Here is a 21759-nt window from a genome sequence, read left to right as displayed (position 1 = left end):
TTCTTATTCCATCGTATAGGCTAAATAAAACGTCAGTAATTACTATTCTTCATCTGCATAAAAAGATCAATGGGTATTGATAGATTAACTTTAGTATCCATATGACGTAAACAATTGTTAAGTTTACTTTTTTTAAGTTTGTGCTCTCGATGCATTAAAATGATTACAGGACAATTAGTTGCGATTAGTGAATCGATGTTTTTCTTTGATCCTATAAAAAAACCATCCTTGAGTAAGCTTATTTGTGTGCTACACCTATAAAGTGGTTTGTATAAAAGCTAAATAGAATAAAGCAGGTGAGTATCAAAGCCATGCCTCTTTTGCTTCTTCTGTTGTGCTTTTAGCAGAATTCGATCTATATAGGCCAATGTGAGACCCATGTATCGCAACGGCTTGGGGGGTTATCATGAGTATATTTGATCATATCCAGTCACGCTACGATGCTCAAAAAGAAGAAGAGATGACGCTTGATGAGTATTTGTTGCTCTGCAAATCTGACCAAGATGCGTATGCGTCTCCAGCAGAAAGGTTGTTGAAAGCCATTGGCAATCCAATTTTAATTGATACATCGAAAGACTCTAGAATGAGTCGCATATTCTCCAATAAAGTCATTAAACAGTACCCTGCATTTAAATCTTTTTATGGAATGGAAGAGTGCATTGAGCGTATCGTCGCGTTTTTAACCCATGCCTCCCAAGGCTTAGAAGAGTCTAAACAGGTTTTGTATTTATTGGGCCCTGTTGGTGGCGGTAAGTCATCGCTTGCTGAAAAGTTAAAAGAGCTGATGCAAGCCCAACCTTTTTATGCCATTAAAGATTCCCCCGTTTTTGAATCACCTTTGTCATTATTTGACGCGCATGAAGACGGTGACATACTGCAAGATGAGTACGGTATTTCGACACGGTATTTAAAAAACAGTATGTCTCCATGGGCCGCGAAACGGTTAATTGAATACAACGGTGACATTCGACAATTTAAAGTGATTAAAATTTACCCTTCCGCTATAAAGCAAATTGCCATTTCGAAAACCGAACCTGGGGATGAAAATAACCAAGATATTTCTGCTCTAGTCGGTAAAGTGGACATTCGTAAACTGGAGTTTTTCGAACAAAATGATACCGATGCTTACAGTTACTCGGGTGGGTTGTGTCGAGGTAACCGAGGTTTAATGGAGTTTGTCGAGATGTTTAAAGCCCCCATCAAGGTTTTGCATCCACTGTTGACAGCCACTCAAGAAGGAAACTACAACGGGACTGAAGGGGTGGGAGGTATTCCCTTTGACGGTATTATTCTTGCGCACTCGAATGAATCAGAATGGCAAACCTTCAAGAACAACAAAACCAACGAAGCCTTTATTGATCGAGTTTATACCGTCAAGGTGCCTTATTGCACTCGGGTATCGGAAGAAACGTCTATTTATGAAAAGCTGATGGAGCACAGCTCTCTTAATACGGCACCTTGTGCTCCTGATACGCTAAAAATGCTGGCGCAGTTCACCGTATTGTCACGTTTAAAAGAACCTGAAAACGCCAGTGTGTACTCTAAAATGCGCATTTATGATGGTGAATCTTTAAAAGATATCGATCCAAAAGCAAAATCCTTGCAAGAATACAAAGACGCAGCCGGAGTAAATGAAGGCATGGATGGGTTATCTACCCGTTTTGCATTTAAAATTCTGTCCCGTGTCTTTAACTTTGACCCAACCGAAGTGGCCGCCAATCCTGTCCATCTAATGTACGTTTTAGAGCAGCAAATCGAACAAGAACAATTTGCTCAAGAAACTCACGATCGTTATTTAAGAAGTTTGAAGGAATACATTGCCCCTAGGTATGTGGAGTTTATCGGTAAAGAGATTCAGACGGCTTATTTAGAGTCGTATTCAGAATATGGACAAAATATCTTTGATCGTTATGTTGTTTATGCGGATTTTTGGATACAAGATCAAGAATACAGAGACCCTGAAACCGGCGATATATTGGATCGAGTTGCTATTAATAGTGAACTTGAAAAAATAGAAAAACCCGCTGGCATCAGTAATCCTAAAGATTTCCGCAACGAAGTGGTGAACTTTGTATTAAGGGCACGAGCGAATAACAACGGCATGAACCCAAGCTGGTTAAGTTACGAAAAACTTCGTGCTGTGATTGAAAGAAAGATGTTCTCAAATACGGAGGATTTACTTCCAGTGATTTCTTTTAGTGCAAAATCGTCCAAAGAGGAGCAAAAAAAACATAATGATTTTGTTAACCGTATGGTTGAGCGAGGCTACACAGAAAAACAGGTACGGCTTCTATCCGAATGGTATTTAAGAGTTCGTAAATCTCAATAGAGTACTTTACACCACTCAAAAGGAGGTGCGCTTATGTCTTATATTATTGACCGCCGCCTAAATGGAAAGCATAAAAGCAGTGTTAACCGTCAACGTTTCTTACGCCGATATAAGACGCATATTAAAAAAGCGGTTGAAGAAGCGGTTAACTCTCGCAGTATACAAGATCTGGATCGTGGAGAGAGTATTACGATTCCTAGACGGGATATTCATGAGCCTGTCTTTGGCCATGGACAAGGCGGGAAAGGATCCGTTGTTCACCCTGGTAATAAAGAGTTCCAATCGGGTGATCGTATCCCCAAGCCACAAAGTGGGCAAGGACAGGGAGGAAATGGCAGTGCAAGTGATTCAGGTGAAGGTGACGATGACTTTGTTTTTCAAATCTCTCAAGAAGAGTTTTTGGATTTTGTCTTTGAAGACCTTGAGTTACCAAACCTTCTAGCAAAAGAATTAAAAGAAGTGGTTGAGTATCAGATCAAGAGAGCGGGTATTGTCGCAGATGGTACTCCGTCTAAAATGAACATAGTACGATCAATGAGAAACGCCCAAGCAAGGCGTTTGGTCATGAGTGCGAGTTCTCGAAAAAAATTACATGAAGTAGAGCAAGAGCTGATTCAATTGCAGACGCAAGAGGCTATTTTAAGAGATAGAAAGAAAGAGGCCACATTAGAACAATTAGCGGAGGAGTTGAAGCAAAAAATCGCCAGAACCCCTTTTTTAGATACGTATGATTTACGTTATAACCATCATATAAAAGAGCCAAAACCCAGCACGCAAGCGGTTATGTTCTGTGTCATGGACGTCTCTGGTTCCATGACACAAGAAACCAAGAATATAGCCAAACGCTTTTTTATCCTGCTGTATTTATTTTTAAAACGTCGCTACGAAAAAATCGACTTGGTTTTTATTCGTCACCATACGAGTGCGAAAGAAGTGTCTGAAGAAGAGTTTTTTTACTCACGAGAAACCGGCGGTACCATAGTCTCGAGTGCACTAAAGCTGATGGAAAATATTATTAAGGAACGTTATCCCGCGAATGCTTGGAATATTTATGGTGCGCAAGCTTCCGACGGGGATAATTGGGACGACGATTCAAGTACTTGCATGGCCCTAATGGAAGATAAGCTTATTCAGCACATGCAATATTACACTTACATAGAAATTACTCCTCGCGATCATCAAAGTCTTTGGTATGCCTATGAGCAAGTTGGGGCTCGTCATAAAGCGTCTTTTGCTTTACGTCATATTACGGAGTTAGCTGATATTTACCCTGTATTCCGCGATTTATTTCAAAGGAGGCCGCATGCATGATTTATTAAAAGCCAAAGCGTCAAAAAAGAGTAAATTATTGTCTGAAGGGGCCGATTGGACCTTTGAAAAAATTCAAATTTACGATGAGGCCATCGGCAAAATTGCGGCTGAATATGGGTTAGACACTTACCCTAATCAAATTGAAATTATCAGTTCGGAACAGATGATGGACGCTTATGCGTCGGTTGGCATGCCTTTGGGATACCATCATTGGTCCTATGGAAAACAGTTCTTAAATGTAGAGCAGAACTACAAAAGGGGGCGAATGGGACTGGCTTATGAAATAGTCATTAATTCGTCCCCTTGCATCGCTTATCTTATGGAAGAAAATAATATGATGATGCAAGCACTGGTGATTGCTCACGCCTGTTATGGTCATAATTCCTTTTTTAAAGGCAATTACCTTTTTAAAACATGGACAGACGCCACCGCCATTATAGACTATTTGGTCTTTGCAAAAAAATACGTGCAAGACTGTGAAGAAAAATACGGTATTGAAGAGGTGGAATTAACGCTAGATTCTTGTCATGCATTAATGAATTTTGGTGTGGACCGTTATCAAAGGCCCTTGCCATTATCCGCTGAGGAAGAACGTAATCGGGTTTCAGAACGAGAAGCCATTCTTCAACAACAAGTTAATGATTTATGGCGAACCGTTCCGTCGGCGCTTAAAATCATCCCTGAATCTGAAAAAGCGCTTTGCTTCCCCTCTGAGCCTCAAGAAAATTTATTGTATTTTTTAGAGAAGCACGCGCCTTTACTCAAACCTTGGCAGCGTGAATTAATTCGTATTGTGAGAAAAATGGCCCAGTATTTTTACCCTCAGCGACAAACTCAGGTAATGAACGAAGGTTGGGCAACTTTCTGGCATTATACCTTGATGAATGGCCTGTACGATAAAGGGCTGGTAACGGATGGTTTTATTCTTGAGTTTTTACAATCCCACACAAATGTTGTAGCACAGCCTGAGTTTGATTCGCCCTATTATTCAGGCATTAACCCTTATGCATTAGGCTTTGCTATGTACACAGACATTAAAAGAATCTGTGAGGAACCTACTGACGAGGACAAGCAATGGTTTCCTGATATTGCCGGTAAGCCTTGGTTAGAAGTGCTTAACTTCGCTATGAAAAACTTTAAAGATGAAAGCTTTATTCTGCAATTTTTATCACCCAAATTGATGCGAGACTTTCGTCTATTTGGCTTGGAAAATAATGCAATGGACTCTTATGTGGAAGTAAAAGAAATTCATAATGAAACCGGCTATCGCAAATTAAGAGAGCGTTTGGCGCAGCAGTATAACCTGAGTCACAGAGAGCCAAATATTCAAGTTCAGACGGTCAATATCTATGGAGATCGCCGTCTTGTATTGCGTCATATCATGGACTCTGAGCGTCCTTTAAACGATGATACTAAAGAAGTGCTAAAGCATTTTCATCGACTGTGGGGGTTTGATGTGACATTAGAGTCTTGGAATCACACCGAATTAATGGAAACGTTTTATAGTAAAGCGGATGATGTGTAAGCCTACGTTATCGAATGACAGACTCCGTTTAATAACAAAGTTTAGTTGGCAAAGGTTAGCGCCTGAAGTGTAGGCGCCTGAAGTGTAGGCGCCGCGCTAACCTATAAATAGAACCCCATCTGTTAGTTGGCTTTAGTAAGCCTCAACAATGCAATTAAAGGCAATGACCACACGATCTTTATCACCGAAGTAAGGTAAGGCGGAATGTTTTAGATAAGAAGGAAAAATGATAATTTGCCCTTCCGTTGGAACAAAATCCCATACTCCATGACCACCAAGATACGCCGTACCCAAATCAGCATAGTGTTCAGCATTGACTCTTGGGTCATAAAATCGATTCAGACCTCCATTGCCTTCTATATTAGCATCGCCAGGCTCTAGATAATAAATGCCACACCATGAGCAATTAGGGTGTGAATGGGCGTCATGATAACCGCCTTTCTGTGTAACGTGATACCAAGATTCTATTATATGAGCATCAGTTTCGATCTCGTCTGGCCAAAATCCATAGTTTACTGACTTAGCGATCTCTAAAACCAGTTCTTCTAATGCGCGTTTTGCTTCCATCACATTGGCATCGGCAAGCTCTAAAAAGTCTAATGTACTTTCATGTAAAGCATGTTTTGCTTTAGGTGCTATTAGGCTTTGAATCGCTGTGGTTTGAGAGGCTTTTTGTTGATAGACCGCATTTAAGAGGGCGTCTTTTAAAAAATCATGATCTGGCATTTGTGTGACGAATAGGGGGGTTGTCCAAACATTGATTTCTTCCAAGACGATGGATTCATTATTCATTTTTTTTACCTAGCGCAGGGTGGTGAGGGCGCATAATACCAGCCTATTTAAATAAGTGAAGCCAATAGCGGCTCCACTTTAAGTTTTACCGATTGATCATCTACAGATTATGAGATTGTTTTAAGCTTTCAATCACCGATACTTCACTGTCAATTTCCGCCATGCGAGCGCTCATGTCTTGAATGGCCTTAACGCTTTCATTAACGTCCTTACTCGCCATATTAGAGGCTTCACCTAATGCTTGTATTTGAGACGTTAGCTCGCCAGTGTTGTCGGTGAGTCGCGACATAAACTGCTCGATGCTTTCGATAGACTGACTGATGGCTTCTGTTGATTTGGTGACAGAGGAAATGGTTTCTCCCGTTTTGTTTAAGCTGTCTTGGGTGTTCTTCGACAGTTGCCTAACTTCGTCTGCAACCACAGCAAAACCTCTACCGGCTTCTCCTGCTCGCGCCGCTTCTATGGCCGCGTTTAACGCCAGTAAATTAGTTTGCTCTGCTATCCCTGAAATAACCTTTAAAATAGCCAAAACTTGTTCCGAATTGTCTTTTAATTGACGCACATTACCACTGAGTGCTTGACGGCCTTCTTCTTGTCCATTGATGTCTGTTCTTAGGTCATGGAAAGTACCACTGACATCGCTAATAATCGCTTCGGTCTGTTGAGAGTATTGCGTTATTTGATTGAAACTAAGCATAACCTGCTCAAGTAATGGGCGGTATTCAGAGAGGTAAGTAATTAGATCGGCTTGCAAGCGGTTAATTTGCATTAAACTGTTCAATCTAGATAAAGTGAAAAACTCTTTGAAATAGCTGTAATGAATGGGGAAGTTATCGACAATAGGGTCAGAAAAAGCGTCACCTTTCGCTACTTTGAATAAAAATAGCGCCGTGAGAGTCTGATTCATATGGACCCCCAGCAGTTCCCCAAATGTTGAAAACCCTGCGGCGTTGATTTGTTGAAATGCCGTTAATTCTTGCAAGGCTTTTGCGTTATTTAAACGGCGTAAAATACAGTCATTCGCCAGCATGGCTACAGGCTGAGGTTTACCTTTCATAAACTCATCAAAAGCGCGTTTTGTACTGTCTGCAAAACCATTTGGCTCGACTAAAATCAGTTCATCCCCAAAATCAAGATCACAAAAGAAATGAATGATTTTGTTGTCCACATCAATATTTGAGATGGAACGTATGAAGAGTTCATGGCCAATTTCAACCGCAAAGGAGTGCTTTCCAAGCTTGGTATTTAAATCAGCGGGTTGGCATTTGAAATAATCGCAAAGGTGATCGACGATATTGACAATTTTACCTGTCGACTTGGAAATAACCGTAGTAACAGTCCGTTTTTGAGGGTCAGATTCAGCAATGTAAAAGGAACGGGACGTTTTTTGGAAATTATGTGTTTTTAGAATGCCGTAACGAATATTGTCTGCAAGTTTAGTAAAAATCACCACAGCGCAGTTATTAGCCACTTTATGGCCGTCATAAACGGAAGCTTGTTTAAAGTCTAACTTACCACCAGCAGAGCCACCAATAAAATGGCAAGGAAAACGCTTACTATCATATAAGGCTTTCATAAAAAAGTTTTCACTGGAAGACAACCCGTCAATAAAGGTAATGGCGAGGGTATCTTGATAGTTAATGGCCATATTAATGTTGATTTTTTCTATTTCAGACTGGATTGAGCGAATTCTATCGTGTTTGCTTTTTGAGACTTTGCCTTGCTTTAAATCTTCACAATGTAATGGAATGGTTTTAATCTCTGTTGTAGCAAGCAGCTCATCACTGTAGCTTTGAAAGACAATAGAATCCCATTTTCCATCCGTGCTTTGGTAAAAATGGTTTTGTTGACTGTTCAGCTCACCGGAAGTCATTACGGCAACGACTTTGTCGCAAAAAGGCGTGAAGCGTTGGATTTTCTCTACCGTGCTTTCAAAATCGAGATTTGACGAGACAAATGCAAGTATCAGCTGTGTTTTATTGTCTGGGAATTTTAAGGCGGATAAGCTTGTTTCGGACAGTTCGGAATGCGTTAATTGAAGGATTTTGAGGCCTTCATTTTTATTGGTAGAGTTGGATTGTTTTTCCACTTTACGTTTAAACCAAGACATAGAGGACTCCATTGAGGCAGATTATTTTTATATAATTTCATGGATAACAATAGAATAGAACAAAGTATGGGGAATGTCTCTCGCCCTAAAGGGATTTAATGATTTAGCTCAGGGATAGATCGCCTGACAGTATTACACAATATCAAGTTCAGTGAAGACGGGCTTATGTCCACATAGCATCAGCACCAAATTGCGAAAGCCTGTAGTGGTGTCCGGTCCATCTAAGCCTTTGATTTTTTGATCCATTAACGCTAAATAGTTCTGCATATAATTCAAAGTCGTTGGGTTATGGCGACTGTAAGCCGATTCATAAAATGGAATGCGTTTATCCCAAATTTTCTGGGCTTGGCACGCTTGACGAAAGCTCATTTCAGTTGAGTCGGCCATCAATTGAGCTAAAGTACTTACTTCACGGTTTATTAACCAAAGTAAGATATTTTCTTCAATCCCTTCGGCTAATAGGTTATCTAGGCAATGTAAGGATTCTTTCACTTTTCCCATCAATAATCTGTCGCTTAAATCATAAACAGAGTAGCGGCTACTGTCTGCAACGGAATCAACAATCATATCAAGTGTCAGTTTTGCATTTTCACCATGTATTAGAAGCCGCTTTTCGAGTTCTTGAGCCAGCGCCAATAAATTACCTTCGTTACGCTCACACAATAAGGTGGCCGCTTCTCTTGATAGATTCAGGCTGTACGTATTCGCGCGTTGCTGAAGCCATTGAGGGAGGCGATTTGCATCGATGGGCCAAATCTGTACAAAGACACCTTGCTTTTCAAGAGAGGTAAACCATTTGCTTTTTTGCGCTCGCATATCCAATTTGGGTAAGGTCAATAGTATGACTTGGTCTTGAGATAGTTCTTGTGCTAATTGAGTGAGTGCCTTGGTGTGCTTTTCACCCATCTTTTCAATTTGAATATCGAACAGTCGACAAGATGAAAATAACGACAAACTTTGCGTTTCTTGAATGACATCTTGCCAATCAAATTGATTATCAGCAATAAACCGAAGTCTTTCTTCGATATCACCCGCACCCATAAGGTGCTGTCGAATGGTATCAGCCGCTTCTTGGCAAAGTAAGACTTCATCCCCCGCAATAATATAAATAGGGTGACGTTGTTTCGACAGCGTATTACCCAGTTGATCCGCTCGAACTTTCATCGATTGCTGTACTCATTTTTTAGGATGATCAGGAATAAGTGTAGAGAGATCACGTATGAATTAAAGCGGCGCATAGGACAAGTCTAAGAGGAGTTTTTCGGCAAGCTCTTCTGCCATATCGTTGAGGGCATCAGCGTCTGAAGCCTCTTTTGTGTTTACGCTGGCATCTTGTTCTGTAAAAAGCTTACTTGTTGAAATACGTCGAGGGCCATAAATCGATTTACCGTCCGCTTGTCGAATAAAGTAGTTGGTTAACAATTGTCGTTCTAGTTGCAGCACATCATTGTTACTGGCGGTGCCAAGAATCGTTTCTTGTGATGATAGTGGATTCACCTTTAACTCAAGAACGTTACCTGTTGCAGGAGTATCTTTATCCATGACATTAATGCCTGCGCGACGTAAAGCACTATTAAGCGCTTGGTCAAAAGCAATGTAACCACTCTGGGAGTTAATAACGATATTTTGTAACGCTGGGGAGATCGGGTTCGACCCTCGTAGCTGGAAACCACAGGCTGTTATGATGAAAGCAAAGGCTAATAAAGCGGGGAGGCGAATAGAGGTCATACGATGATTCCAGTGGTAATAATGAGTCGTTATTGGTATTTCTACTATTGAATTTTTATAAGCCATAAAGAGTAAGACTCTCTATGGCTTATAAAATGGCCTAACGTAAAGGTGTGAAATCGTGTTTTAGTTAGCGACGATATTCACTAATCGACCAGGAACAACCACAACTTTACGCACGGTTTTACCCTCAATAAACTTGCTTACATTTGGGTGCGCTAAAGCCGCGGCTTCAATCTCTTTATTATCCGCACTGGCCGAAACGGTCATTTCAGCGCGTTTTTTACCGAGAACTTGCACAACGATGGTTAATTCATCTTTAACCAATGCCGCTTCGTCTAGTGTTGGCCAGTCAACATTCACTACGTTGTCATCGTGACCTAATTCAGACCAAAGTTGATGCGCAATATGTGGCACGATAGGTGACAATAACAACACCGCTGACTCTAGGGCTTCTTGAACAACCGCTAAGCCAAGCGTTGATGTATCTTCAAATTTATTGATGTCGTTACACAGTTCCATAACCGCAGAAATAGCCGTATTAAATGTTTGACGACGCTCTATGTCGTCCGTCACTTTCGCAATGGTTTCATGTGTTTTACGGCGCACTGCTTTTTGATCACTGGATAACGACGCACTATCTAAAGCGCCTACTTCTCCAGCATTTGTGTGGCGATAGCAAAGTGCCCACAAACGGCGTAAGAAGCGCGACGCCCCGTCAACACCGGAATCATTCCACTCAAGAGATTGTTCTGGGGGGGCACTAAACATAATGAATAAACGTACTGTATCGGCTCCATAGCGTTCGATCATCTCTTGAGGATCCACTGTATTGCCTTTAGATTTAGACATCTTAGTACCATCTTTATTCACCATGCCTTGCGTCAACAGGCGCTTGAATGGTTCATCAGAGTTCACTAAGCCTGCATCACGCAATAGTTTATGAAAAAAACGTGAATACAATAAATGTAGAATAGCGTGTTCAACACCACCTACATATTGGTCAACAGGCAGCCAGTAGTTTGCTTCTTCCGTTAGCATGGCATCGGTTGAATCCGGGCAGCAATAACGAGCAAAATACCAAGAAGACTCCATGAAGGTATCAAAAGTATCTGTTTCACGTTCAGCTTCTTCACCATTGTATAAAACAGAGGAGAAGCCAGGGTTGTTTTTAATCGGTGAGTTCACACCATCCATTATCACGTCTGTAGGCAATTCAACCGGCAATTGATCGGCTGGAACAGGGACAACCGAACCGTCTTTTAGATTAATGGTTGGGATTGGAGTACCCCAATAGCGTTGGCGGCTTACACCCCAATCACGTAGGCGATAATTGACTTTGATTTCACCTAAGCCTTTTTCAGACATCCAATTTGAAATTGCGGTAAAAGCCGCTTCAAAATCCAAACCATCAAACTCACCAGAGTTGCAGAGTACGCCTTTTTCAGTAAAGGCCGCTTGTGTTATGTCAAAGGCGTCTTCGTCAGCGGGTTGAATCACTTGTTTGATTGGCAAGTCGTACTTTTTAGCAAACTCAAAATCACGTTGGTCATGCGCTGGAACCGACATGACGGCACCGGAACCGTAATCCATTAGAACAAAATTGGCCGCAAAAACAGGGACAGACTCACCTGTCACTGGATGAATTGCCTTAAAGCCCGTATCCATGCCACGTTTTTCAACTGTTGCCATATCGGCTTCTGTCGTTGACATAAGCTTGCTTTCAGCAATGAAGTTGGCTAGTTCTGCATTTGACTCTGATGCTTCAAGGGAAAGTGGGTGTTGCGTGGCAACCGCCACATAGGTGACACCCATGATGGTATCTGGACGTGTTGTATAAACAGAAACTCGCTCATCACGACCTTCAATGCCAAAACTAAACTCTAAACCTTGTGAACGTCCAATCCAGTTACGTTGCATGGCTTTAACCTTTTCAGGCCAGCCATCTAATTGGTCTAGGTCATTCAAAAGTTCTTCAGCATAATCTGTAATGCGAATAAACCACTGTGAGATTTCTTTTTTCTCAACAGTCGTACCGCAACGCCAACAAGCACCTTCTTCAACCTGTTCATTAGCAAGAACCGTTTGGTCTTCAGGGCACCAGTTTACTGCCGCGGTTTTTTTGTAAGCTAACCCTTTTTCAACAAGCTGAGTGAAGAACCATTGTTCCCACTTGTAGTATTCTGGTGTGCAAGTTGCGACTTCACGATCCCAGTCGTAACCGAAGCCAAGCTCTTTCAATTGGCCTTTCATGTAGGCAATGTTTTCTGTTGTCCATTTTGCTGGTGCGGTTTTATGTTTAATGGCCGCATTTTCAGCAGGTAGGCCAAATGCGTCCCAGCCCATTGGCTGCATAACGTTTTTGCCTTGCATACGCTGGTAACGGGAAATGACATCACCAATGGTATAGTTACGAACATGACCCATGTGCAGTCGACCACTTGGATAGGGGAACATAGACAGGCAATAGAACTTCTCCTTGTTTACGTCTGCGACGGCTTTAAATACTTTGTTCTCATCCCAGAAGGATTGCGCGGCTTGTTCTATCTCTTGAGGACTATACTGTTCTTGCATGATCTTAATTTATTCCCATGAACGACTAATAAAGTGACTTTACGCTAAATTGTTCTAGACTCTACTATATAAAGAGCTTTTAGTGTAATAGACAACAGGATTGAAAATAGAGCTATTTTATAGGGATGAGTGACTAATGAGAAGGCAGATAAGGGGCTAGTTATGAATTCAGGTAAAAAAGATGACCATAACCATACAGAAAATGGCAATTTTGTTGAAGAAACGAAAAAAACCTTAGTCGGAGCGAAAGATTGGTTGCTGGAAGACGCTGAGTTGATGAAGAATTATTGGCATCATAAAATGGCGTATATGGAGGCGTGGGTTGAAGCCAACTGGAAAACCATTATGTCCCAAGGCAAGCACGTCAAAGAAGAGATTGACGAAATTGAGGACGTAGGATTGCTTTGGTTGGTGGATAATATTAATCAGAACCCTGTGCCTCTGGCTGAGTGCTATATTGCAGGCAGTAGAGCTGAAATTGGCAACTATGTTTGTTTGTCCTGTGAATATGAGCAAGAAATTGAAAAAAAGGGTGATACGTTAGACATTTGCCCAATATGCCATTATGGGATTTTTTCGGGGCATTAGTTATCTTTAGGTGGTGGGAAGGCTAATAATTTACAGAAAATACATAAAAATGACTTGGTGTGTAGAGAATTTGTGAGACAATTCAGATCGTATTCACACACCAATGGTTCATTATGAAACTTTTAGTTCGCAACCTTGCTCGCTCTACCAGCGAAGAAGAAATCCGTAATCTATTTACCGCATATGGCGACGTTGACGCTTGCGATTTAGTATTAGACCAAACAACAGGTAAATCGAAAGGTTTTGCTTTTGTTGAAATGCCAAATGAAGATCAAGCTCGCAAAGCCATTGCGAACTTACACGAAGCCATGGTTGATAAAAGCCGCATCCGAGTCAAAATCTCTCAGTAATGCTATCAAGAACTCTATATTGATGCTTTTCCCTTATTTTATCTAAGGGGAAGGCTCTGTTTAGGTCACACCTTCCTGTCAATCCCGTCTCTAGCCATGCTTAAGTTCACAAAAGGTGCTGACTTCAGGCCGATAAAACCCTTTACTATCGTCATACTCCATTTGAACATAAAAAAACCTTTGTCTTAGTGGGATGAAGTTTCTTGAACATTATGATGATTCACGTTAAATCGATTAAAAAAGCCTAGTGTTTCTTTAACCTAGCTATGACAACAGGTATCCTATGCCGTTTACAATGCGAATGAGACTAGGTGAATGATCAACGATAATGAAGTAATTGAAACGCTAGAAGAGTTAGAGGCGTTTCTTTTGGTAATTGAAAATGGTGGTTTAGGTTTAAATAATGTGGGTGGGATTGCTTTGGCGACCAACAATACTAATGGTCGACCTTTTGTTGCGGTATTAGATGACAATCACCAGTTATTACTAGGACGTTGGGTCACACAAGATGTTTTTGATTCTGGCAAAGATCTTGTTCGAAAAGGCCCAAAAAAACGCCATTAATTAACGACTTTATTGATCAAGAGGGTGAATCGATTTGCTAACTTGGCCTAGACTAGAGACCTTGTTAGTGGTCGCAAGCAACCCTTCTATCAATTCAATGTATCAAATGAGGAGGTATGAATATGGTTGTGCTTAGGGACATGTGCGAGCAAGAATACCCTATGTATTGCGAGTATTTCATTGATGACTACAGTAGGGAAATCTCTAAAAATTATGGGCATTCTAAAGCACTTGCTATTGATATAGCCAAAAAAGATCTTGACCGTAGCTTTCCCAATGGTCTTGCTGGCAACGAGCATTCATTATTGTGCATTGATGCTGAAATGGGTGAGAAGATACGCCATGTAGGTTATCTTTGGCATTCTGTTAATGTCGCCGACAAGTCTACCTTTATCTATGACTTTTATGTGTCAGTCGAGTACCAAGGATTAGGGATAGGTAAGGAAGCCATGTCGGTGTTAGAAAAACAATTGCAAGCCAAAGGTATCACCCAAATTAAACTAAGAGTGGCTTACCATAATGAACGAGCACTTAAGTTATACAAAGAAGTGGGCTTTGTTGTGACAGGTTTTAATTTGTCTAAGAACATTGGCTGAAAGGCTTAAATGAATCCAAAATCCAGTTTTAAAACGCCTTTAAATTGTACTGATATTCTGCATTTAGGCTTAGTTGTCTTACATTTCTCAAGCAACAGCCACTCTTTTTTCAAGTAATGGCCACTTTCGTTTATTACTCTCTGCTTTTTTTTGGCATTTTTGAGCTTAAGCGGTGCTTTGTAACCCACGTGTGTGGGAGTAAAAGATGGAACCTTATTGATATCGGGTTTCGTCACTGTGTTGTTATGTGTATTTGATTGGCCGAGACCTTGTATTTGGGGTTGTGCCCCAATGGGTTTCCTGTTTTGGTTCTTCGGCTATAATATGAGGGTTCTCTGACCAATGAAGTAAGCTGAAAACACCTTGTTCATTTTCAACCAGGGCTGAGCAGTATTCAACCCAGTCACCGTCGTTACAATAAAGTCTGCCGTCTTGTTGGCGAAAAGAAGCGTAGTGTATATGACCGCAAATGTAGCCATCTACATGATGATGCTCAGCTGACTTTAAGGCGGCTTGCTCGAAACGGCCAATGAATTGTTTTGCTTTATTTATGTGGTTTTTGATGTAGTTTGCAAAAGACCAGTAGGGGAGACCAATTAACTTCCTCGCCCAATTGATCGTGTTGTTTAACTTGAGCATTATTCCGTGAGCCCGATCGCCAATCGCTAATAACAAAGGACTGATTTTAACCACCTGATCAAACTCATCGCCATGGCTAACGTAGAAACGTCGACCATCAACACTGGTATAAATATCGTTTAATTTAATATCAATACTCGCAATACTTTGCCCTGCTAACTGTCTAAAAAAAGCATCATGATTACCAGGTATGTAGATGACTTTTGTTCCTGTTTTAGCTTTTTGCATGATTAGGCTGATAATCCTTCTATGTTCATCGGTAAAATACGCCTTTTTCTGCATTTCATATAAGTCAATAATATCACCTACTAAATATAAAGTGTCGCATTCTACTCTATTAAGAAAATCGATCAGGTGATTTGCTTGGCAGGCACGCGTGCCTAAATGAACATCTGAGATAAATACAGAGCGGTAACGGGTTTGCATTTTACTTTCCTTTAGCCTCAAAAAGGTCCAAATACTGCGTATGGGATTCATTTATGCTAATGGTGAAAAATGTCACTTCTAAGTCAATTTGGCTACGGTTTTATTAAAAAATGGGAAGGTGATTTATTAAAGGAAACCGTTTTCTTTTTTCTTAACTCTATAATCGTTTAATAGGTTTTCTTATAGCGATTTACAACTGAGCATGGATCGCTTTTCATATTAATTTAATCAAAGTAAAGAATACTATTTTTGCTTTTCAGCATTAAGCAAAAAAAACTGGTTTTCTAGGATTCCGATACAGTTGATTCATTCTCTTTTACTCAATAATACTGAGGCCCTATATTTAATGAAAATATCAAAACCCTTGGTTGGTTTTTTTCATTCTAATTATTTTTGAATATAAGTTATCTTATGGGTTTGTTATAATAATTTGAAACGACCATTTCATTATCAAACAGTAGGGACTCACCATTAATGGCCTCTAAATTTATTAAGCGAGCTGTTCGACATTCCTTCGTTAAGCCTATGGTCGAGTCAGTAAAGCAAGTGGTTGTTAATTACAAAACGGTTCAGCTTACTCGGCATTTTAGTCAATATTTCTTACCTGTTGCTGTTCAAAGTCACAGTGAGTTGGTCGTAAGTCAACAGCTGCGCCATAAGGTATATTGTGATGAAATGAATTTTCTACCTTTGTCGTCAGATAAAATTGAGCAGGATGAAATGGATCATCATTCCTATCATTGTTTTATAAAGCACATCTCAAGCGACGTATGTGCAGGGACAGTACGTATCGTCCATTCAAAAGAAACGGCTAATCTCCTCCCTATAGAAGTGCATTGCAAAGAGTTATTAGAGCAATGTGTTATTAAACCCAATGATTTTCCTCGTGACCAATTAGGGGAAATTTCTAGATTAGCCGTAGATTCCCAATTTCGCCGACGACAACATGAAAAAGAGGCTCGCATTGATCTTGATGAATGTGTTGAAGCCGATCTTATTACGGAAAAAGAGTTGCGCACTTTTCCATTAATCTCTCTCGCAGTGTATTTGGCGGCCGGTAATATCTGCCAATTTAAAAATATAGAACATATTTTTGTGATGATGGAACCCAGACTTGCCAAAAGGCTGTCTTCAGTGGGCTTTACATTTCAGAAAATCGGTCCAGAAATTGATTACCATGGTATGAGAGCGCCATATTATTGCAGGATTTCAGAGTTAGCCGATAACATGCCCAAAAACTTTAGAGCGCTTTATAAGCATTTGGGTATGGCATTATCATCAAAGTTTGACGATTGAATTTATAATCAAAATTTTTAAAAGGTACATAAAAAAATGAGTGATAAATCGGTTAGTTCAACCGCCTTTACTGTCTTACAAGGCTTGGTTTATATGGGGCTTTATTCGGATCATAAATATTTGGTCAGTGAAGAAACGTGCTTAAACGCCCAAAAAATCATGTCAATGTCCGAGGTGGGTTCTAAAAGGTTAGCTCAATGTAAAAGTGTTTTTTACCATAAAATAGCCAATATTCAAGAGTGGGCTTTGTTGCCCGGAATTCGTCTGCATTATGCTTTGAGAAAACGTAAAATTGAACAGATTACCAAGCAAGCTATTGATAATGGTTGTACTCAAGTCATTAATTTAGGCGCTGGATTTGATTGCCTACTCTGGCAGCTACACGATAAATATAAACAGGTAAATTTTATCGAAGTTGATCATCCAACAACCAGTAAGTATAAAAAAGCGGCATTAGAAAATGATGTTGATACGGATAACTTTCATTTCCTTGAGGTTGACTTTAGTCATCAGATCTTACAAGAGGAGCTCAAGAGATACTCGGCATTTAATCCAAATTTAAAGACTCTTTTCATTGCGGAAGGTGTTTTAATGTATTTAAGTGAAAGCGACATACGTTCGTTATTTAGTTCTATGAGTAAATTAATACAACAAGAATGTACATTTTGTTTTACTTGCTTAGAACCAGTGCAATCTGAAAAGAACAATACGCCTTGGCTTCTTCAGTTGTATTTACGAATGATTGGTGAGCCTCTTCAATGTGTTGTAGACAGTAAAGAAATGTCGGGTTTTTTATCCGAAGTAAATGCTGAGCTATTATCCATTTCAGATACGAACGATATGGTTGCAGAATTTATTCAGAAGCCTCTTAACCAGGCTTTACATCATGGTGAGTATGTTGTTTTATCAAAAATACTAAATTGAAATTTCATTTTTGTATTGTTTGATACTCTCTTTAACCCATTTGTCACAGGGAAAAGGCTCGATAAATGGGTTATGGTCTATTTTTCGCCGGAGCAATAAAGTCGAGTTATGAACGTTTAGCTTGAACAAGGTTCATAAATTGACTTTCCACTGGTTATTTATAGACGACCTTGAAGTGCTCTAATATCAACAGAATGTCTTCATTTAGTTCAATGCCCAGCTCTTCACACTCGAGCCTAAAAAATGCCCAATGAGCTTCTTTCCACCATTCTAACGACTTATCCCCTTCACCTTCTTCCGCGGCAAAGTCAGCCGTTATTTCACTGTATTTACATTGTCTTATCGAGGTTATTTCAATTATGCAAATGGGGTCGCCATTCCAGTTAGTGACAACTTGAAGATGGCCAACCTCTGGCATCGCTTCCCCCTCATGAGTATACCAATGAGCCATGCTGCATGATGCGCGCTTCTCTCCACGCAAAATTAAGTCTGCACAGACATTCGCATTGTATTCATCAGAGCAGAAGTAATCAGCACTGAACGAAGAATGTTGTTTCGCAATCTCATTCGGTAAAGAGTTTAAATACGTATTTAAGTAAACTTGGCTTCTTTCATCCATAATTTTCGATCCTCATGTAAACCTGCAGAACAGGGGCGTTACATTTTTATTTGCTGGCCCTGTACCTTCAACCCGCATTTAAGCAAATTCTTAGGTAACTTATTAGTGGCGCCATTTTACGTTATCATTCTCAAGAACACACGGTCAAGGTTCAGCCTCTGTAATCTAGGGAAGGCTCAAACTAAGTAAATGGGTAGGAGGCTATACTTGTCGGGGCTATGCATAATGATGAACCCCGACGCGTTTTGATCGCTAATGAGTAAGTCCACTTCCTCCTATGACCGTAATATTGTAAGGGATACCTTCTATTTTGATTGAGTCGATGAGCGAGAGGTCTTCGCTATTGATACGATGAACTAAGCCTGCTTTAGGATCGGTTATTAAAATCTCATTCCCAGCCATCGCTAGGCGAGGACGAGGGTCGTTCCAGTGACCATCCATACTATAAGGCTGTATGACTCGGGCACTGTTTTCAATTTCAGCATTCAATAAATTGATTTGATGCAGCTGACCATCTTCGGTTAATACATACGAGTTGTAAATTTTTATCGGATCCAGCGTGTAATCTACTCGACGAAAAGGTAATTCGACCAATTGCATCGTTGGTTTTTCTGTTGGATCAATAACAACCATTCCTTTTGCACCATAGCTACCCAAAAATGTTTGAAATGAGTTTGCTCCAATTAAATGCCCTGTCATTTCCCCTTTGGGGAAGTGTTCTGGGTAAGAATGCATTATGTATTGCAGGTCACTTTGTGACGTGTTGACAGTGAGCACACCTTCTTTGCAACCTAACGCTAAATAGTTACCAGAGAATGATTCTCCGTGTAAGTTGGTGCAAGTGGCTAATTCACCTGCCGCGCTGCCATCTACATTTACCGATCGTATACCAATGCGAGGCGGCGCTTTACCTTCTTCCGCATGATCCGCTGCGACACTTGATAGCCAAGTATCTTTTAACGGCACAACAACGCCATGATGAGCGTGATTTTGCTCAATACGTTGCTTTTCCATGACTCCCTTACTTAATTTATGGGCATCAAGTGCCACCGCATAACCGCCTTTATCCATATTGATTGACACATAGCCATTATGCTCTAGTAAGTGAAACGGTCTCTTTCCTTTTAGACGTTCAGTGATGGCTTTAGGGTCAGAGGTCTTTATATCAGCATGTCCGCCATGGTCATGTAGCGTCACACCTGATGCGATAAAGTCAACCTGATCCGCATCTGATTGTACTGCAGCGACCACACCATGATCTGCAACTGAGTAAAGTTTGGCCTGTCCTGCCGTTTCAAATGTCCATCGTTGCGAGGGTTCTTTTAGATCAAATGCGGTGATAAGAGGTGCTTTATGATCACCCACAAACACTCTGTAAAGCGTGACACTTTCATCATTCTTGTCATCATGTGCGTTTGCTATTACCGATGACATCAGCCCCAGCGTCAATAGGCTCGCATTTCTTAAATGTTTAATCATTTACTTCCTCCATTCAGATGGCTATTAAAAATTAATAATATGTTATAACATAACATTAAAAGGAGTTATAGCCATTATGAATTTTTAATACTCTTATCCTTTTACTTGGCGCTCGTTTAAGAAGGTGTTTACTGTGAATAACGTGATTTTTTATCTTTGTATTAAAGTCATGTTGCTGTCGTCTTGGGCCAATGTGAATTGATGAATATTCGTTGTTGGTACTGACGTTAATCAACTCAGATTTGAATTTCTCCCTGTTGTCAACCTGTGCCTATAGGAGGGTGTTTATCAGTGAGTATCAAGGTGTTTTTTGGCCAGTCATGCTGTTCTTTGGTTGAGGTGAGAAACCCTTCAAGGTCGTTTAAATTGATATCATAAACCGACAGGTCTCGCGTTTTTTCGAGTGTTTTTCGTCTTTGCGTTAATTCGTTTTTAGTCGGTAAGTTTTGCTTACTAGTTAATATAATGCGGTTATACCTGTCTTCATTTCTCACGTTGAAAAAGTCGCCAAATACAGAATGGTAGGTAGCAGACTCACGGTCGTAGAGTGCGCTGTTTATAAAGGTGTTGGCTGATAAAATACCGTCGTTGGTTAACAGGCTTTTAACTTCTTCGAGAAAGTCTTTTGTTACCAGGTGTTCAGGGATGTAATTACTATCGAAGGCATCTAAAATTATCCAATCAAACGTTTGTTTTTTGGTTTGTGCCGTTTGTACAAAGAGGCGACCGTCTTGGTTTATCGATATAACCTCGTCACTTTCAAAAAAATTAAAGTAATCTCGAGCCACTTTCGTCATCACAGGGTCGATTTCTACGTTGGTAATCTTGGACTCTGGGTAGAGTGTGTGGAGGGTGTTTGACAGGATACCACCTCCTAATCCAATGATAAGGACGTTCTTGGGGCTGTCGTTAATCAGTAATCCAGAAAAAAGTAGCTTAGTGTAATTCAGTACAAGCTTTCTAGGTGCGCGTTTGTAATAACAACTTTGGAAAACATTTTTTGTATTGACACTGAATTTAAGGCATCGCAGGTCGCCATGATCAACCACCATAATGGTACTGTAGGATGATTGTTCAACGTAAATCACCTTTTCTGTGGCCTTCATGTTAAATAGACGCGGAAATAGGCGAACCGGTGATACTTTCAACATGTTGGTTACCTTGTTACTCTAATAAGTTGTTATGTGAATAAGGCTGTGTAAAGGAGTTTACTTCAAACAGATGGCAGGAATAATAATGGAATGGGACCATTATGGTAATAAACGATAACGTTTACCTCATTTCTAGCTAAATTCTCGATTGAAACGCCGAACTTTTGTACGCATATTTTTCATAGGTGATGAGGTGTTAAATTGAATCATGCGACCTAAAGTCCATTGTTCATACCATGCTATTCCATACAATTCATAGTTACTTAAACGGGAAATGAGCAAAAGTATCTCGTTAACAGTAGACTCGAGTTCAGCAAGCAGGTCCTCGTATTTCCAACCACTGTATTTTTCGTGAAAGCTTTCGGCCAATAAACCCAGTTGGTTCCATTTATAACCAGTTTCAGGGAAATCTACATGTTGACTTTTAGATTTTAAGTGATGCCACTTAAGAACGAGTTTCCCCCAACCTATCAAATAAGCCACCGTATCACTAATGCTAATAAGGGTATCTTTCACATTTCCCTCTATAGCGGGTTTGCGAACTTTACTCTTTGGAATTGAGCGATAGTCAGCCATTAGTTTGGGGAAGATTGACTTAATCGCTAACACCAATTCATCCTTATTCCTTGGTACAGAAGACATTTTAAATTCCACCAACTTTGTTGTTTTTGTCTTTATGTTCATGGCCATGGCCTAAAAAGAGATATTATTACTACCGCCCGAACCCGGCTTTTAGCGCTTCGTTTACTGTAATGCGT

At 40.3% G+C, this 21759-nt stretch carries 19 protein-coding genes; 9 read left to right on the top strand and 10 right to left on the bottom strand.

The features are described 5' to 3' along the window. The first annotated feature begins 406 nt into the window (after window positions 1-406). The 3 genes from IEZ33_RS12600 to IEZ33_RS12590 are packed head-to-tail and all read left to right on the top strand — an operon-like array spanning window position 407 to window position 5165. Window positions 407-2329 (top strand): PrkA family serine protein kinase, encoded by a 1923-nt coding sequence (locus IEZ33_RS12600; protein ID WP_191600399.1) that lies wholly within the window; start codon window positions 407-409, stop codon window positions 2327-2329. Between the two features lie 33 nt (window positions 2330-2362). Continuing rightward, entirely contained in the window at window positions 2363-3640 is a 1278-nt protein-coding gene (locus IEZ33_RS12595; RefSeq protein ID WP_191600398.1) for a YeaH/YhbH family protein, read from the top strand. Continuing rightward, on the top strand, window positions 3633-5165 hold the full coding sequence (locus IEZ33_RS12590) for a SpoVR family protein (RefSeq protein WP_191600397.1): 1533 nt from the start codon (window positions 3633-3635) through the stop codon (window positions 5163-5165). The genes IEZ33_RS12595 and IEZ33_RS12590 overlap by 8 nt, the downstream gene beginning before the upstream one ends. A 132-nt stretch (window positions 5166-5297) precedes the next feature. Here IEZ33_RS12590 and IEZ33_RS12585 read toward each other — a convergent pair whose 3' ends face one another. The 5 genes from IEZ33_RS12585 to leuS form a co-directional block, all read right to left on the bottom strand. Then, entirely contained in the window at window positions 5298-5957 is a 660-nt protein-coding gene (locus tag IEZ33_RS12585; RefSeq protein WP_191600396.1) for a putative 2OG-Fe(II) oxygenase, read from the bottom strand. A 100-nt stretch (window positions 5958-6057) separates the two neighbouring features. Beyond that, window positions 6058-8067, bottom strand: a complete 2010-nt coding sequence (locus IEZ33_RS12580) for a methyl-accepting chemotaxis protein (RefSeq protein WP_191600395.1) — start codon at window positions 8065-8067, stop codon at window positions 6058-6060. 132 nt (window positions 8068-8199) lie between these two features. Further along, on the bottom strand, window positions 8200-9231 hold the full coding sequence (gene holA / locus IEZ33_RS12575; protein WP_191600394.1) for a DNA polymerase III subunit delta: 1032 nt from the start codon (window positions 9229-9231) through the stop codon (window positions 8200-8202). A gap of 60 nt (window positions 9232-9291) precedes the next feature. Continuing rightward, entirely contained in the window at window positions 9292-9861 is a 570-nt protein-coding gene (locus tag IEZ33_RS12570; protein WP_191600393.1) for an LPS-assembly lipoprotein LptE, read from the bottom strand. Between the two features lie 60 nt (window positions 9862-9921). Further along, complete coding sequence (gene leuS / locus IEZ33_RS12565; protein ID WP_191600392.1) at window positions 9922-12369, bottom strand: leucine--tRNA ligase; 2448 nt, start codon at window positions 12367-12369, stop codon at window positions 9922-9924. A gap of 162 nt (window positions 12370-12531) precedes the next feature. Here leuS and IEZ33_RS12560 point away from each other — a divergent pair, with 162 nt between their 5' ends. The 4 genes from IEZ33_RS12560 to IEZ33_RS12545 all read left to right on the top strand — a co-directional run bounded on the left by IEZ33_RS12560 (window position 12532) and on the right by IEZ33_RS12545 (window position 14467). Further along, window positions 12532-12957, top strand: a complete 426-nt coding sequence (locus IEZ33_RS12560) for a hypothetical protein (protein WP_191600391.1) — start codon at window positions 12532-12534, stop codon at window positions 12955-12957. A gap of 113 nt (window positions 12958-13070) precedes the next feature. Then, window positions 13071-13307: an RNA recognition motif domain-containing protein gene (locus IEZ33_RS12555; RefSeq protein ID WP_191600390.1), complete on the top strand. Its 237-nt coding sequence runs from the start codon at window positions 13071-13073 to the stop codon at window positions 13305-13307. A gap of 315 nt (window positions 13308-13622) precedes the next feature. Beyond that, window positions 13623-13871 carry a hypothetical protein gene (locus IEZ33_RS12550; RefSeq protein WP_191600389.1) on the top strand — a complete coding sequence of 83 codons (249 nt, stop codon included), beginning with the start codon at window positions 13623-13625 and terminating at the stop codon, window positions 13869-13871. Window positions 13872-13993: 122 nt separating this feature from the next. Next, entirely contained in the window at window positions 13994-14467 is a 474-nt protein-coding gene (locus tag IEZ33_RS12545; protein ID WP_191600388.1) for a GNAT family N-acetyltransferase, read from the top strand. A 243-nt stretch (window positions 14468-14710) separates the two neighbouring features. Here the strand turns inward: IEZ33_RS12545 and IEZ33_RS12540 are convergent, their stop codons facing one another. Next, a complete protein-coding gene (locus IEZ33_RS12540) occupies window positions 14711-15532 on the bottom strand; it encodes a UDP-2,3-diacylglucosamine diphosphatase (RefSeq protein ID WP_191600387.1) in 822 nt (273 codons plus the stop codon). A 474-nt stretch (window positions 15533-16006) separates the two neighbouring features. Between IEZ33_RS12540 and IEZ33_RS12535 the strand changes: the two genes are divergently transcribed. Both IEZ33_RS12535 and IEZ33_RS12530 read left to right on the top strand, forming a co-directional pair. Continuing rightward, window positions 16007-16828 (top strand): PEP-CTERM/exosortase system-associated acyltransferase, encoded by an 822-nt coding sequence (locus IEZ33_RS12535; RefSeq protein ID WP_191600386.1) that lies wholly within the window; start codon window positions 16007-16009, stop codon window positions 16826-16828. 36 nt (window positions 16829-16864) lie between these two features. Continuing rightward, on the top strand, window positions 16865-17752 hold the full coding sequence (locus tag IEZ33_RS12530; RefSeq protein WP_191600385.1) for a class I SAM-dependent methyltransferase: 888 nt from the start codon (window positions 16865-16867) through the stop codon (window positions 17750-17752). Between the two features lie 154 nt (window positions 17753-17906). Here IEZ33_RS12530 and IEZ33_RS12525 read toward each other — a convergent pair whose 3' ends face one another. The 4 genes from IEZ33_RS12525 to IEZ33_RS12510 all read right to left on the bottom strand — a co-directional run bounded on the left by IEZ33_RS12525 (window position 17907) and on the right by IEZ33_RS12510 (window position 21685). Beyond that, a complete protein-coding gene (locus IEZ33_RS12525; protein ID WP_191600384.1) occupies window positions 17907-18371 on the bottom strand; it encodes an ASCH domain-containing protein in 465 nt (154 codons plus the stop codon). Between the two features lie 252 nt (window positions 18372-18623). Continuing rightward, window positions 18624-19850: a metallochaperone AztD gene (locus IEZ33_RS12520; protein ID WP_191600383.1), complete on the bottom strand. Its 1227-nt coding sequence runs from the start codon at window positions 19848-19850 to the stop codon at window positions 18624-18626. A gap of 260 nt (window positions 19851-20110) precedes the next feature. Then, window positions 20111-21001: a spermidine synthase gene (locus IEZ33_RS12515; RefSeq protein ID WP_191600382.1), complete on the bottom strand. Its 891-nt coding sequence runs from the start codon at window positions 20999-21001 to the stop codon at window positions 20111-20113. Window positions 21002-21133: 132 nt separating this feature from the next. Continuing rightward, entirely contained in the window at window positions 21134-21685 is a 552-nt protein-coding gene (locus tag IEZ33_RS12510; RefSeq protein ID WP_476738639.1) for a ClbS/DfsB family four-helix bundle protein, read from the bottom strand. Between the last annotated feature and the right edge of the window lie 74 nt (window positions 21686-21759).

Source organism: Marinomonas algicola (assembly GCF_014805825.1).
GTDB classification, from domain to species: domain Bacteria; phylum Pseudomonadota; class Gammaproteobacteria; order Pseudomonadales; family Marinomonadaceae; genus Marinomonas; species Marinomonas algicola.
This window is presented reverse-complemented; position numbering and strand designations above follow the sequence as displayed.